Source organism: Paraburkholderia podalyriae (assembly GCF_014397785.1).
In the GTDB taxonomy this organism is placed as follows: Bacteria; Pseudomonadota; Gammaproteobacteria; order Burkholderiales; family Burkholderiaceae; genus Paraburkholderia; species Paraburkholderia podalyriae.
Genome location: NZ_VZQQ01000011.1, coordinates 146,798 through 159,356, shown reverse-complemented (window position 1 = coordinate 159,356; position 12,559 = coordinate 146,798). Strand labels below are relative to the sequence as shown.

Here is a 12,559-nt window from a genome sequence, read left to right as displayed (position 1 = left end):
ACAATCGGCGCGATACTGTTCGGTACAGTTGGAGCCCGTCATGTCCGTCCCGCTTGCCCAGATTCCCGCCCCGCACGACACCGCGTCGCTGACGCTGGTCGAACAGCTGGTTCAATGGGCGCGGCGCCGCATCGAGGAGCGCGTGTTCCGCCCCGGCATGCGCATGCCGTCGATCCGCAAGCTCGCGCTCGACAAGGGCGTGTCGCGCTTCACGGTGGTCGAGGCCTACGAGCGGCTCGTCGCGCAGGGTTTTCTGGAGTCGCGGCGTGGTTCCGGCTTCTATGTGCGCGAACGCCAGGGCGGCGCGGCGATGGTCTCCGAGCTGCGCCCGCGCGCCGAGACGCTGCCCGCGCCGGCCAATATCGACGTCGTCTGGCTGCTGCGCAACATGCTGCACACGGGCGCGCGGCCCGAGCGCAGCCCGGGGCTCGGCTATCTGCCGGCGCGTTGGCTCGACGGCGACCTGATCACCAACGCGCTGCGCACGCTCGGCCGGCAAAGCGGCATGCAGATGCTCGGCATCGGCACCGCGCAAGGTTTCCTTCCGCTGCGCCAACAGTTGCAGACGCGGCTCGAAGAGTTGGAGATCGGTGCGTCGCCCGAGCAGATCGTGATGGTGTCCGGCATCACGCAGGCGATCGACCTCATTTCGCGCATCTACGTGAAGCCGGGCGATGCGGTGATCGTCGGCGATCCGGCGTGGTTTCAAATGTTTGGCTGCTTCGCGTCGCAGGGCGCGCGGCTCGTCGGCATGCCATACACGCCGGAGGGCCCCGATCTCGACACGCTCGAAGCGCTGGTCCAGCAATGGCGCCCCAAAATGCTGGTGATCAACTCGGTGCTGCAGAACCCGACCGGCACGTCGCTGAGCGCCGCGCAGGCGTTCCGCATCCTGCGGCTTGCCGAGGCGTACGACTTCATCGTCGTCGAGGACGACATCTACGGCGACCTGTGCCCGCCCGGCTACCCGGGCACGCGGCTCGCGAGCCTCGATCAGTTGAAGCGCGTGATCTACCTGGGCAGCTTCTCGAAGACACTTGCGCCGAATCTGCGCGTCGGTTTCATCGCGTGCGCGCCGGAAGTCGCGATGGTGCTCAGCAATCAGAAGATGCTGGTCGGCATGACGAGCCCCGAGTTGAACGAGCGCGTGATCTACAAGATCCTGACCGAGGGCCACTACCGGCGGCACGTCGAGCGCATCCGCGCGCGCCTCGACGGCGTGCGCGAGAAGGCCGTGCGGATGATCGAGAAGACCGGCATGAAGCTGTTCCTGACGCCGACGGCCGGCATGTTCCTGTGGGCCGACACCGGCGTCGACGCGGGCGCGCTCGCCGCGGCCGCGCACGAAGCCGGCTATCTGCTGACGCCGGGCGGCCTGTTTTCGCCGCAGCAGTCGCCAAGCACGTGGATGCGCTTCAATATCGCCAATTGCGGCGATCCAGAATTACCAGCGTTTCTGAGCCGTTATCTCGACGGCGTCGCGCGCCGCGCCTCTTGAAACCGCGCCGGATCGTCCCCATTTGCGCGAACGATCCGGCGGTCCGGCGATCCGGCACGGCAGGCCCGAAGCGCGGTTTGAATCCGCTTCGGCCGCCGCCCATCCCCCATTCGCAACAGAGAGGAAGTCCGACCATGGCACAAGAAACCATGAGCTTTCAGGCAGAAGTGAAGCAACTTCTGCAACTGATGATCCATTCGCTGTACAGCAACAAGGAAATCTTTTTGCGCGAGCTGATCTCGAACGCGTCCGACGCGGCCGACAAGCTGCGCTTTGAGGCGATCGAAAACAGCGCGCTGTACGAAAACGATTCGAACCTGCGAATTCGCGTGTCGTACGACAAGGCCGCGCGCACCGTCACGATCGACGACAACGGCATCGGCATGAGCCGCGACGAAACGATCGCGCACCTCGGCACGATCGCGCGTTCGGGCACGAAGGAGTTCTTCGGCAAGCTGTCCGGCGACCAGCAGAAGGACGCGGCGCTGATTGGCCAGTTTGGCGTTGGCTTCTACTCGGGCTTCATCGTCGCGGACAAGATCACCGTCGAGACGCGCCGCGCCGGTTTGCCGGCCTCGGAAGGCGTGCACTGGGAAAGCGCGGGCGAGGGCGATTTCGCGGTCGAGACGATCGAGCGCGCCGCGCGCGGCACGACCATCACGCTGCATCTGCGTGCCGATGAAGACGAGCTGCTGTCGTCGTATCGGCTGAAGTCGATCATCCAGAAGTACTCAGACCACGTCGCGCTGCCGATCCTGATGAAGAAGGAAGAGTGGGACGCGGAAAAGAGCGAGATGGTCACCAAGGACGAGGACGAGACCGTCAATCAGGCCAGCGCGCTGTGGACCCGTTCGAAGAACGACATCACCGACGATCAATACAAGCAGTTCTACCAGCACGTCTCGCACGACCATCAGGATCCGCTGACGTGGACGCATAACCGCGTCGAAGGCCGCAGCGAATACACGCAGCTGCTGTACGTGCCGGCGCACGCGCCGTTCGACCTGTGGAACCGCGAGCAGCGCGGCGGACTGAAGCTGTACGTGAAGCGCGTGTTCATCATGGACGACGCCGAGCAACTGCTGCCCACGTATCTGCGTTTCGTGAAGGGTGTGGTCGATTCGGCCGATCTGCCGCTCAACGTGTCGCGCGAAATCCTGCAGGAAAGCCGCGACGTGAAGGCGATCCGCGAAGGCGTGACCAAGCGCGCGCTGTCGATGCTCGAAGAACTGGCCAACGCGGACAACGACGCCGATAAGGAAAAGTACGCCGGCTTCTGGAAGGAATTCGGCCAGGTGCTGAAGGAAGGCATCGGCGAGGACTTCGCCAATCGCGAGCGCGTCGCGAAGCTCGTGCGCTTTGCGACGACGCATACGGGCACGGCCGAGCAGACCGTGTCGCTGGCCGACTACGTCGCTCGCATGAAGCCCGAGCAGACGAAGATCTACTACGTGACCGCCGACACGTGGCAGGCCGCGTCGAACAGCCCGCATCTCGAAGTGTTCCGCAAGAAGGGCGTGGAAGTGCTGCTGCTGACCGATCGCGTCGATGAATGGATGCTGTCGTTCCTGAACGAATTCGACGGTAAGCCGCTTCAAAGCGTCGCGCGCGGCGACCTCGATCTCGGCGCGCTGAACGACGAGGAAAAAGAGGCGCAGGAGAAGATCGGCGAAGCGTTCAAGCCGCTCGTCGAGAAGATGAAGGAAGCGCTGAAGGACAAGGCGAAGGACGTGCGTCTGACGTTCCGCCTGACCGACTCGCCGTCGTGCCTCGTCGCCGACGACGGCGAAATGAGCGGCTACCTGCAGCGCATGCTGAAGGCCGCGGGCCAGCAGGCGCCGGAGTTCCATCCGATTCTCGAAGTGAATCCGGAGCACGCGCTCGTGAAGGGCCTGCATGCCGATAGCGCGAATTTCGGCGACTGGTGCCATCTGCTGTTCGATCAGGCGCTGCTTGCCGAAGGCGGCGCGCTGGAAGATCCGGCGAGCTTCGTGAAGCGCACCAATGCGTTGCTGCTGGCGCGCGCGGGTTGAGCGTCGGTGAAGGTGAGTTGGGCCCGTTGATGTCGCCGTTGTCGGATTGACGCTTCGTGGTTGAGAAATGCGCTGCTTCGGCAGCGCATTTTTTTTTACCTGTAGTTTGCGTCGGCTTCCAGGCTGAAGGAGCGCGCACGATTGCCGCGGTCGTCGCCGCGACCAATTGCCGTCGGACCACGCCGCTATAATCCGACACCATGCCTATCCGTTTCGATCCCGCCGACGCCCACTGGCGCGTCGCGCCTTTGCCCACTTTCAGCGCTGCTGAGAAAGACTGGCTGACCCGAGGCGGTTCACTGACCGCGCATCTGCGTGCGCTCGGCGTGGTCACGGTGCGCGTGACCCGCGAAACCGTCGCGCTGCCGTGGCCCGACGAAGCCGCCGCGCTCGGACTCGCGCCGCGCGCGCCCGTGTGGGTGCGAGAAGTGGTGCTGTCGGTCGATGGTGTGCCGTTCGTCGCCGCGCATAGCGTGACGCCGCGCGCCGTGAGCGTCGGTGTCTGGCAGGCGACGCGGCGGCTGCGCACGCGGCCGCTCGCCGAGCTGCTGTATAGCGATAGCAGTGTCGCGCGCTCGTCGCTGGTGAGCCGCAGGGTCGGGGAGCGGCATCCGTTGTATCGGCTGGCCGCGCCTGAGATCGGCGGCGGCGCCCGGCATGCGCCGCATGGGCTGGTCGCGCGACGCTCGGTGTTCGAGCGGCATCGTGCGCCGTTGATGGTGACGGAGTGCATGTTGCCGGCATTGTGGGAGCATTTGCGTGCGTTAGACGCGGCCGATCGCGCGCAGCTGGCCGGCTCGGGCGCCCGCGCGGCGCAGGTCGCGCTCGCGCGGATACGCGAGCACGGTCGTCCGCTCGATCACACTGCGTCGCGGGCCCATGCCGCGGCGCGCACGTCGGGCGACCGGAGCCGCTGATGTTGCGCGGCTTTCCCCCGGTCGCCGCGGCCGACACGCACACGCTGATACTCGGCAGTTTTCCCGGCGAAGCGTCGCTGGCCGCGGCGCAGTATTACGCGCATCCGCGCAACCAGTTCTGGCGCCTGCTCGGCGCGGTGCTCGACGAACCTTCGCTGCACGAGTTGCCCTACGAAGCGCGCCTCACGCGCGTGCTGGCGCATCGCATCGGCATCTGGGACGTGCTCGACGCATGCCACCGTGACGGCAGCCTCGACTCGGCGATTCGCAATGCGCAGGCAAACGACTTCGACTCGTTGAGAGAGCATGCGCCGTTGCTGAAGAAGGTTTGCTTCAACGGCAAGACGGCGGGGCGGTTTGCGCCGGTCATCGGTGCGGCAGGCTATCAAACGCTCGTACTGCCGTCGTCGAGTCCGGCGCATGCTGCGCTCTCTTTCGATCAGAAGCTGCTGGTTTGGCGCGAGATCGTGTCCTGACACCGGCGCAACACATCCTGTCGCCAACCGGGGCTGCTGCGGCTGACAGCCGGCCATTCGCCGTCAAAGATCGAGCCCAAGAAACCGCGTGCCCTCGACGGGATTTTCGTAGTACGGCGCGATTTCGACGAATCCTGAGCGCTCGTAAATGCGCTGTGCGAAACGGGTTTGCGGTACCGAGTCGAGGACCAGCGTCGAGAATCCCAACGTCTTGGCCTTGCGGATCACCGACGCAATCAGCGCTTCGCCGAGAGACATCCCTCTGAATGCTTCGCGAACATAGAGCCGTTTGATTTCCGCGGTCCCGGCCGTATGACGAAGCAGCCCCGCGCAACCGGCAAGCTCGCCGCCGGCGTCGGCGACGAAGAACATGCCGGAAGGCAAGGTATAAACCTGTTCGAACGCGTCCATTTCGGCGTCGAATCCACGATACGACAGATCCATATCCAGCCAGCGGACATACTCGCGGATCAAGGCGACGAGGTTGTGCGTATCAGCAGGGAACACGGCTTCGCGAACGATCGGCGGCGACATTTGCATCGCGGCTCTCAGATCCATACGTCGTTTGCCGCCGTTCTTTCGTTGGTCGTATCGCCGGTGTTGACGACGCCGCGCGGTTCGATCAGCAGCAGCTTCACTTCGGACTCGGCATACGGCTTGTGCTCGACTCCCTTGGGAACCACGGCCATTTCTCCCGGCAACAACTCGATCGAGCGGTCGCGGAAGTCGATGCGCAACCGGCCGTCGAGGACGATGAACGTCTCGTCGGTGTCGGCATGCCGGTGCCAAACGAAGTCGCCGGCTATCTTCACGACCTTGAACTGATAGTCGTTCATTTCCGCAACGACGCGCGGCTGCCAGTGACCGTCGATCTGGCGGATCTTGTCGAGCAGGTTGATCGTCCTGGATTGGCCCCGTTGCTCGGGTGCCGGCGGGGAATCGGTGTGCATGGTTGCTCCATTCGGGTGATAGCTGGAATCGAGCTTAGGCCGGCCGCGGGCCCGTGTCTTGAACGATCGTGCACGCCTGCTAGCCTGCGCGCCGATCGCTCATCATCCCGAGCCAACGCGCGGGAGGGATCCCGTATGCGTGGCGAAAATGTCGGGTCATGTGGCTCTGGTCGGCGAAGCCGGCGGCGGCCGCGGTGTCCGCGAGGCAAACGCCGCGCAGCATCATCGCGCGCGCCGCTTCGAGCCGGCGCATGACCAGGTAGTGATAAGGACTGGTGCCGTAAAAGGTTCTGAAATCGCGCGACAGGCTCCAGCGGTCCTGTCCGCTGACGGCGGCTAGTTCATCGAGCGTGACGGCGCGGGTGCACGATGCAAGCAGATATTCCCGCGCACGCTGCGCCGCCGCGAAGTCCGCGGATTTGCGCGTCGATCGCGCGCCCGACGCGCTATCCAGCGCGAGCGCGAGGCCGGCAACAGCGTCGTCGCGTTCAAGCGGCTCCGCGTCGGCGCATAGCTGGCGCAGCGCTGTTTGCGTCGCTTCGAACAGACGCGGATCGTTGGTGACGCCGCCTTCGACGAACGGCAACGCCTGGCCACCAAGGACCTGTTGGATCGCGGCGGGTTGCACGTAAATCATCTGATAACGAAATCCGTCGTTCGTGCCGGCCTGACCGTCGTGCGCTTCGTCGGGATGCAGGACCATCGTCTGTCCGGGCAGGCTGGTGCGCAAGCCGCGCCGGTAATGGAAGCACTGAACGCCGGCGAGGGTCACGCCGATCGCGTACGTGTCGTGCCGATGCAGGGAATACGCGTTGCCGTGGAAAAAGGCTTCGATGCGTTCGACTCCGCCGATGGATTCCGAACGGGAAATCCAGTCGGATTGGGCTTTCGTGGTCACGCCGTCCATCACACTCTCCGGGCTCGTTTGCGCAGATCCGCGGGAACCTCCGTATCGGCTCATTGTATCTGTGTGGACGCTCGGCGCACGGTGGGGCAGCTCGCTGGCGTTGCGCACGTTCGTGCCAACCTGCGGCCGGTCAGTCCACCGCACCCCCGCCGACGCAACCCACCGGAATCCCGCTTTTGCGCCAGCACAAAAATGAGGCAGAATCCAAACGTGCGACCCGCCCAGTGTTGTCGTTTTCCTGATCGACGTTCGTGCCTCCAGCCCAGCCCGCACCACGCGCGCGACGTGCCTTTCAACTGCCCGCCCAGAGCCCAGCAATGACGACCCAGCAACCGACCATCATCTACACCCTCACCGACGAGGCCCCGCTGCTCGCGACCGCCGCGTTCTTGCCGATCATCCGGACCTTCACGGCGCCGGCCGGCATCGAGGTCGAAACCAGCGACATTTCGGTCGCGGGCCGCATCCTCGGCGAGTTCCCCGAGTTTCTGACCGAAGCGCAACGGGTGCCCGACAACCTCGCGGAGCTCAGTCGCCTGACCTCGTTGCCCGACACCAACATCATCAAGCTGCCCAACATCAGCGCGTCGGTGCCGCAACTGACGAGCGCGATCAGGGAGCTGCAGGCGAAAGGCTACAACGTGCCCGACTATCCGGAAGATCCGAAGACCGACGAACAGAAGGCGATCCGCCAACGCTACTCGAAGTGTCTCGGCAGCGCGGTGAACCCGGTGCTGCGCGAGGGCAACTCGGACCGTCGCGCGCCGGCCGCGGTGAAGAACTACGCGCGCAAGCATCCGCACAGCATGGACGATTGGAGCATGGCGTCGCGCACGCACGTCGCGCACATGCGGCACGGCGACTTCTATCACGGCGAAAAATCGATGACGCTCGATCGCGCGCGCGACGTGAAGATGGAACTCGTGACGAAGAACGGCAAGACGATCGTGCTGAAGCCGAAGGTTGCGCTGCAGGACGGCGAGATCATCGACAGCATGTTCATGAGCAGGAAGGCGCTGCTCGCGTTCTATGAAGAGCAGATGGAAGACGCGCGCGAAACCGGCATGATGCTGTCGCTGCACGTGAAGGCGACGATGATGAAGGTGTCGCACCCGATCGTCTTCGGCCACGCGGTGAAGGTGTTCTACAAGGACGCGTTCGCGAAGCACGGCAAGCTGTTCGACGAACTCGGCGTGAACGTCAACAACGGCCTCGCCAATCTTTACGAGAAGCTCGAGACGCTGCCGGAATCGCAGCGCGAGGAAGTCATCCGCGACCTGCACGCGTGCCACGAACATCGTCCGGAACTGGCGATGGTCGATTCGGCGAAGGGCATCTCGAACCTGCACGCGCCGAACGATGTGATCGTCGACGCGTCGATGCCGGCGATGATCCGCCTCGGCGGCAAGATGTGGGGCGCCGACGGCCGTCCGAAAGACACCAAGGCGGTGATCCCCGAGAGCACCTTCGCGCGCATCTATCAGGAGATGATCAACTTCTGCAAGACCAACGGCGCGTTCGATCCGGTCACGATGGGCACCGTGCCGAACGTCGGCCTGATGGCGCAGCAGGCGGAAGAATACGGTTCGCACGACAAGACCTTCGAAGTGCCGGAAGACGGCGAGGCGCGCATCGTCGATCTCGCGAGCGGCGAGGTGCTGCTCACGCAGAACGTCGAGCAGGGCGACATCTGGCGCATGTGCGAGGTGAAGGACGCGGCGATCCGCGATTGGGTCAAACTCGCGGTCACGCGCGTGCGCAATTCCGGCACGCCCGCGGTGTTCTGGCTCGACCCGTATCGTCCGCACGAAGCGGAACTGATCAGGAAGGTCGAGACCTACCTGAAGGATTACGACACCACGGGCCTCGACATCCAGATCATGTCTCAGGTGCGCGCGATGCGTTACACGCTGGAGCGCGTGGTGCGCGGGCTCGATACGATCTCGGTCACCGGCAACATCCTGCGCGATTATCTGACCGATCTGTTCCCGATCATGGAGCTGGGCACCAGCGCGAAGATGCTGTCGATCGTGCCGTTGATGGCGGGCGGCGGCATGTACGAGACCGGCGCGGGCGGTTCGGCGCCGAAGCACGTGAAGCAGCTCGTCGAAGAGAACCATCTGCGCTGGGACTCGCTTGGCGAATTTCTCGCGCTCGCGGTGTCGCTCGAAGAACTGGGCATCAAGACCGGCAACAACAAAGCGAAGATCCTCGCGAAGACACTCGACACCGCGACCGGCAAGCTGCTCGACAACAACCGCAGCCCAAGCCCGAAGACCGGCGAGCTCGACAATCGCGGCAGCCAGTTCTATCTGGCGATGTTCTGGGCGCAGGAACTGGCCGCGCAAACGGACGATGCCGCGCTCGCCGCGCAGTTCGCGCCGCTCGCGACGCAACTGACTGCCAACGAGCAGGTGATCCTCGCGGAGCTGGCCTCGGTGCAAGGCGCGCCGGCGGACATCGGCGGCTATTACAAGCCGGACTTCAACCTGCTCGGTGAGGTGATGCGGCCGAGCCGCACGTTCAATGAGGCGCTGAAGGCGCTTCGCGTCGAGTGACGCAACCGGAAGGGAAACGAAGGCGAGCCGCCGGCGGGCGGCTCGTCGCAGGCAACGGCGGCGAATGCTGCCGACGAATGCTGCCAACCAACGCGTTCAGTACTGCACGACGATCGCGACCCGCCGATTCGCCGCTCGCGCGGCCGCGTCATCGCCCGCGACCAGCGGGAAATTGTCCGCCCGCCCGATCGCGGCCAGCCGATGCGGTTCGATCCCACGTTCGACCAGATACCTGACCACCGCCCCCGCGCGAGCCGACGACAGCTCCCAGTTGGACGCATACTTCGCGGTCGAAATCGGCACGCTGTCGGTATGGCCTTCGACGAGCAGATTCCCCGTCGAATCCTTTTGCAGTACCTGCGCGATCTGATTCAGTACCTCGAACGAATCGGGCAGCAGCCGCGCATCGCCGGCATTGAACAGGATCTTCGCGTTGACGGCGATTTCGACGCCGTGCGGCACGTCCGTCACGGTGATCAAGCCTTTCGCGCGCAGCGCATCGAGCAACGCGGTCAGTTGCTTGCGCGCGTCCAGTTGGGTGCCGCCGGCCGGCGCGGGCGCGCTCTGCTGCGCCGTTTTCGTTTCGAGCGTCTGATACCTGAGCTCGAGTTGATTCGATTTCGCCAACTGCAACACGTACAGCGCGAGGAACAGCACCATCATCGTCGTGATGAGATCCGCGTACGAGATCAACCAGCGGCCGCCCTCGGTGCCTTCGCCGCCATGTTCGGCGTGATCGTCCGCGCCGCTGGCGAGGCGCTTGCTGCCAGACGTCGTTTGCATACGTGATAGGTCCGTTTCGAATGACAGCGCGCCGCTGAGCCACGCGCCCTATGACAGGCTCAGGCCAGCGACTCGGCCGCGCGCCCGCGCACTTCGCCCGTCAGGCGCGTCTCGATCGTATGCGGCGACTCCTTGCGCGAAATCGCGAGCAGTCCGTCGAGATAAAGCCGGCGGAACCGCACCTCGCTGTCGACCTGCGCCTGCAGCTTGCCGTACAGCGGCAGAAACACCAGATTCGCGAGCGCGAGACCATACAACGTGGCGACGAACGCCGTCGCGATGCCCGAGCCGAGTTGCGCCGGGTCGAGAATATGATGGGTGACCTGGATCAGCCCGAGCACCGAGCCGAGAATGCCGAACGTCGGCGCATAGCCGCCGGCCTGCTGCCACACGCGCGCCGCCGCCATGTGATTGCGCGCGTACGCATCGAGCTCGCGCTGCAGCGCATCTTCGAGCACGGCGGTCGATACGCCGTTGGCGAGCAGTTCGAGCCCGCGTCTGGCGAACCGATGAATGCCGCTCACGTCCATCGATTCGAACGCGAGCAGGCCGTTGAGCTTCGCCTGGTCACCCCATTCAAGCAGGTCCGACAGACTCTTCTGGTCGACCTGCCGAGCGCGCGTGAACGCGAGGCCGAGCAGCTTCACCGCATCGAAAAAACGTGCCCACGTGTTCTGGATCATCACCGCGCCGAGCGTGCCGCCGAGCACGATGACGAACGCCTCGTACTGGAACAGCGTCAGAAAATGCCCGCCTTCGAGCGCGAAGCCAAAAACGATTGCCGCTCCACCGAACAGCACACCCAATAACGTCAACAGATCCATGCTTTTCCTCGAACGGCGCCGCGCTCACGCTGCGCCCATCAGCGACGGCGCGCCGTCAAAGCGCTCAGCGCGCGGCGTCCTGCAGCGCCGCGTGCGGCGCGGGCGATGCCTTCAGCGTCTTCACCGCGTCGAGCAGCCGTTGCTCGATGTCGCCGACTTCGATCGCATCGATCTTGATATCGCGCCGCATCACCCACGACACTTCGTTGCGGCGCACTTCGGTCATCACCGAGAGCAGGCGCTCCGCCACCGGCTGCCCGTGGAGGCTCGCGAGCAGCTTGGCGAGATCGTACGTATCGAAGCCGCTGACGACTTCGAACAGCGTGCGCTGGTCGACGAACGCGAGGTCGTCGAGCGAATTCAGCGCGCCGCTCTGGCGCGTATTGCGTCGCGAAAAATACGCGACGCCTTGCTGCTCGACATAGGTCAGCACCTTCGACTTACGGAACGCGAAGACCTCGTCGGCGATTTCGCCGTGCGACAGCTTGTTCAGAATCAACGTCTTGTCGACGCCGATCAACGCCTCCAGATCGGTCAGCTCGATCAGTTCGAGCTCGCCGCTCACCGCGAGATCGAGGTCGCTGTCCGCCACCTGCTGCGCGCGATCGACGATGCGCGCGGCGTCGAACGTAACGACCTGACGCGCGGCCGCGCCGTCGTACGCCGAGTATTCGGTCGACACGTTATTCAGTTGTCCGGGCTGAGCGGCCTCGATCGTCACGAGGTTGAGCTTCTCCATCCGCTTGAGCATCGCCATCACGTGCGGACGCGAATGGCCGGCAATCGCGCGGCACTTCTTGATCACTTCGACGAGCGGCACCGAGATTTCCTCGGCCTGCCCTTGCAGCGGCCGGCGTCCCCAGCTGTCGTTGGCATCGCGCCGTTCGCCGTTCGACATCAGGGTCAGCACGTGCGCATACGACAGCACGCCGGGCAGAAAATCGGCGTGCGTGTAGGTTGCGAGCAGATCGTCCTTGCGCTTCACGCGACGAATCAGCGTGCGCGTGATATGGCGCAGCAACGGCGACACGCGCTCGATTTCGTCGTCGAGCATGCTGGCCGGCACGACGGTCAGTTGACAGAACGTCAGCGCCTTCGCGGTGTTGCTGCGCGGCTCGGCAGCAAGCAACGCGGCTTCGCCGAAGAATTCGCCTCGGCCCAGCGTCGCGACGACGACCTTCTTGTCGTCGCAGCGAGTGGAAAGTTCGACCTTGCCTTCCGTGATCAGAAAAACGACGGGCTCACCCGAGTAGCCCTCGGAATAAATGGTCTCGCCGGGCGCCGCTGTGCGCGTCCACGACTGTTGACGATTCAAAGTAATTCCCCTGCAGCGCGGTTTTGTGGTTGCGGCTGTGCGACGCGGCGCATTGCATCGCATGGGTCGGCAGCCATTCCCTGTACGCCCGTTTACGACATCGGGGCAGGGACTCTTTAACGGGCAAAGCAGGGCCGGACTGGAAGCAAACGCGCCGCAAGCCGCGCCCGGATCAGAAGAACGGCGATAAAGCGATCGGTGAATCGTTTGCGCGCGGCAAGATGGCGCAAATATGCCTGGACATGGCGGCCGCAAAATTTTTTTCATTGATGCGCAAGCAGATTGCCAACGGGTGATT

Annotated in this window: 12 protein-coding genes; 6 read left to right on the top strand and 6 right to left on the bottom strand. The window is 64.3% G+C overall.

Features of this window, described 5'->3' with window-relative positions; all coding sequences use genetic code 11:
- Positions 1-40 precede the first annotated feature (40 nt).
- The 4 genes from F6X42_RS15705 to F6X42_RS15690 all read left to right on the top strand — a co-directional run bounded on the left by F6X42_RS15705 (position 41) and on the right by F6X42_RS15690 (position 4,924).
- The gene (locus tag F6X42_RS15705; protein ID WP_187635095.1) at positions 41-1,498 is read left to right on the top strand and encodes an aminotransferase-like domain-containing protein; all 1,458 of its coding nucleotides are present in this window, start codon (positions 41-43) and stop codon (positions 1,496-1,498) included.
- A gap of 134 nt (positions 1,499-1,632) precedes the next feature.
- On the top strand, positions 1,633-3,531 hold the full coding sequence (htpG, locus tag F6X42_RS15700; protein WP_187635094.1) for a molecular chaperone HtpG: 1,899 nt from the start codon (positions 1,633-1,635) through the stop codon (positions 3,529-3,531).
- A 200-nt stretch (positions 3,532-3,731) separates the two neighbouring features.
- The gene (locus tag F6X42_RS15695) at positions 3,732-4,448 is read left to right on the top strand and encodes a chorismate--pyruvate lyase family protein (RefSeq protein ID WP_187635093.1); all 717 of its coding nucleotides are present in this window, start codon (positions 3,732-3,734) and stop codon (positions 4,446-4,448) included.
- Positions 4,448-4,924 carry a DNA-deoxyinosine glycosylase gene (locus tag F6X42_RS15690; RefSeq protein WP_187635092.1) on the top strand — a complete coding sequence of 159 codons (477 nt, stop codon included), beginning with the start codon at positions 4,448-4,450 and terminating at the stop codon, positions 4,922-4,924. The genes F6X42_RS15695 and F6X42_RS15690 overlap by 1 nt, the downstream gene beginning before the upstream one ends.
- A gap of 63 nt (positions 4,925-4,987) precedes the next feature.
- On the opposite strand, the gene F6X42_RS15685 is transcribed toward F6X42_RS15690, so the two are convergent.
- The 3 genes from F6X42_RS15685 to F6X42_RS15675 all read right to left on the bottom strand — a co-directional run bounded on the left by F6X42_RS15685 (position 4,988) and on the right by F6X42_RS15675 (position 6,781).
- Entirely contained in the window at positions 4,988-5,464 is a 477-nt protein-coding gene (locus F6X42_RS15685; protein WP_187635154.1) for a GNAT family N-acetyltransferase, read from the bottom strand.
- An 8-nt stretch (positions 5,465-5,472) separates the two neighbouring features.
- The gene (locus F6X42_RS15680) at positions 5,473-5,874 is read right to left on the bottom strand and encodes a cupin domain-containing protein (RefSeq protein ID WP_187635091.1); all 402 of its coding nucleotides are present in this window, start codon (positions 5,872-5,874) and stop codon (positions 5,473-5,475) included.
- A gap of 79 nt (positions 5,875-5,953) precedes the next feature.
- On the bottom strand, positions 5,954-6,781 hold the full coding sequence (locus F6X42_RS15675) for an AraC family transcriptional regulator (protein WP_187635090.1): 828 nt from the start codon (positions 6,779-6,781) through the stop codon (positions 5,954-5,956).
- A 317-nt stretch (positions 6,782-7,098) separates the two neighbouring features.
- Between F6X42_RS15675 and F6X42_RS15670 the strand changes: the two genes are divergently transcribed.
- A complete protein-coding gene (locus F6X42_RS15670; RefSeq protein ID WP_187635089.1) occupies positions 7,099-9,339 on the top strand; it encodes an NADP-dependent isocitrate dehydrogenase in 2,241 nt (746 codons plus the stop codon).
- Positions 9,340-9,435: 96 nt separating this feature from the next.
- Here F6X42_RS15670 and F6X42_RS15665 read toward each other — a convergent pair whose 3' ends face one another.
- The 3 genes from F6X42_RS15665 to F6X42_RS15655 form a co-directional block, all read right to left on the bottom strand.
- Positions 9,436-10,122: an OmpA family protein gene (locus F6X42_RS15665; protein WP_187635088.1), complete on the bottom strand. Its 687-nt coding sequence runs from the start codon at positions 10,120-10,122 to the stop codon at positions 9,436-9,438.
- A gap of 59 nt (positions 10,123-10,181) precedes the next feature.
- Entirely contained in the window at positions 10,182-10,946 is a 765-nt protein-coding gene (locus F6X42_RS15660) for a flagellar motor protein (protein WP_187635087.1), read from the bottom strand.
- Positions 10,947-11,010: 64 nt separating this feature from the next.
- The gene (locus tag F6X42_RS15655; protein WP_187635086.1) at positions 11,011-12,261 is read right to left on the bottom strand and encodes a Crp/Fnr family transcriptional regulator; all 1,251 of its coding nucleotides are present in this window, start codon (positions 12,259-12,261) and stop codon (positions 11,011-11,013) included.
- A gap of 23 nt (positions 12,262-12,284) precedes the next feature.
- On the opposite strand from F6X42_RS15655, the gene F6X42_RS15650 reads away from it, so the two are divergent.
- A complete protein-coding gene (locus F6X42_RS15650; RefSeq protein WP_187635085.1) occupies positions 12,285-12,557 on the top strand; it encodes a hypothetical protein in 273 nt (90 codons plus the stop codon).
- Positions 12,558-12,559 lie beyond the last annotated feature (2 nt).

Bases quoted from the DNA above. Each gene is read 5' to 3' on its own strand.
- F6X42_RS15675 (WP_187635090.1), bottom strand. From the start codon at position 6,781: ATGGACGGCGTGACCACGAAAGCCCAATCCGACTGGATTTCCCGTTCG.
- F6X42_RS15705 (WP_187635095.1), top strand. From the start codon at position 41: ATGTCCGTCCCGCTTGCCCAGATTCCCGCCCCGCACGACACCGCGTCG.
- F6X42_RS15670 (WP_187635089.1), top strand. From the start codon at position 7,099: ATGACGACCCAGCAACCGACCATCATCTACACCCTCACCGACGAGGCC.
- F6X42_RS15680 (WP_187635091.1), bottom strand. From the start codon at position 5,874: ATGCACACCGATTCCCCGCCGGCACCCGAGCAACGGGGCCAATCCAGG.
- F6X42_RS15660 (WP_187635087.1), bottom strand. From the start codon at position 10,946: ATGGATCTGTTGACGTTATTGGGTGTGCTGTTCGGTGGAGCGGCAATC.
- F6X42_RS15695 (WP_187635093.1), top strand. From the start codon at position 3,732: ATGCCTATCCGTTTCGATCCCGCCGACGCCCACTGGCGCGTCGCGCCT.
- F6X42_RS15685 (WP_187635154.1), bottom strand. From the start codon at position 5,464: ATGCAAATGTCGCCGCCGATCGTTCGCGAAGCCGTGTTCCCTGCTGAT.
- F6X42_RS15690 (WP_187635092.1), top strand. From the start codon at position 4,448: ATGTTGCGCGGCTTTCCCCCGGTCGCCGCGGCCGACACGCACACGCTG.
- htpG (WP_187635094.1), top strand. From the start codon at position 1,633: ATGGCACAAGAAACCATGAGCTTTCAGGCAGAAGTGAAGCAACTTCTG.
- F6X42_RS15665 (WP_187635088.1), bottom strand. From the start codon at position 10,122: ATGCAAACGACGTCTGGCAGCAAGCGCCTCGCCAGCGGCGCGGACGAT.